The organism is Herbiconiux daphne (assembly GCF_024979295.1).
GTDB classification, from domain to species: Bacteria; Actinomycetota; Actinomycetes; order Actinomycetales; family Microbacteriaceae; genus Herbiconiux; species Herbiconiux daphnes.
Genome location: NZ_JANLCJ010000346.1, coordinates 1 through 742, shown reverse-complemented (window position 1 = coordinate 742; position 742 = coordinate 1). Strand labels below are relative to the sequence as shown.

Here is a 742-nt window from a genome sequence, read left to right as displayed (position 1 = left end):
TTTTATCTACAGAATCCTGAACCGTATCACGGTTAGTATTATTACTGGTACTGGTATTACCTTTCTTTGTAACACTAGCACCCAAATTCATTGGCGTATTGTTGAAATCAATTAACGCTTTCCATTTTGTCGAATAGAGCTTAACAATCTGTTTCGCAATATCAGCAATAGGAAAAATCACCATCGGCGTGAACATGAATCTTTGACCATAGTTCACAGCCAACATATATTTTAATTCGTCGGAATCACTCCCGATAAACGGGAATGATTCTACCTTTTCAATTTCAGTGAATAAATCATTATCCACTAAATAGCCGCTAAGCGTAAGCCTACCACTATTCATTCTGATTATCCTCCCCTGATTCAATCTCTTTAATCTTCTGCAATGCTAACTCTTTTTCCTCTTCCGTGGAATCCTCATTCTCAATTACTTTCTTCAACTCCTCAACTTCCGCCCGTAATTCAGGAGAGAGATCATCACCGGGAGTATTATCAGTTTCTTGATCAGGAGTGTTATCAGTATTGTCATTAATAGTTACCTCCACTGTAACGCCGTTATCTTCCGGTTGATCGTTTTGTTCCCCTTCCCCTGTATCGGTATCGGTATCGGGGCTTTGGCCTTGCCCACCGTTCCCGGCGTCGATATCGGTTTGGGAATCATCCGGGGTATCGTCAGCGTGTACGTCAGCGGGTACGTCAGCGGGTACGTCAGCGGGTACGTCAGCGGGTACGTCAGCGGGTA

General features: G+C 43.4%; 1 protein-coding gene and 1 pseudogene. Both read right to left on the bottom strand.

Going from position 1 to position 742, the window contains the following annotated elements:
• Window positions 1-343: hypothetical protein (locus N1032_RS25150; RefSeq protein ID WP_259543300.1), on the bottom strand; the 343-nt coding region annotated here is incomplete at its 3' end.
• Window positions 336-742, bottom strand: a pseudogene (locus N1032_RS25145) (hypothetical protein); the annotation flags it as partial. The gene N1032_RS25150 and the pseudogene N1032_RS25145, both read right to left, overlap by 8 nt.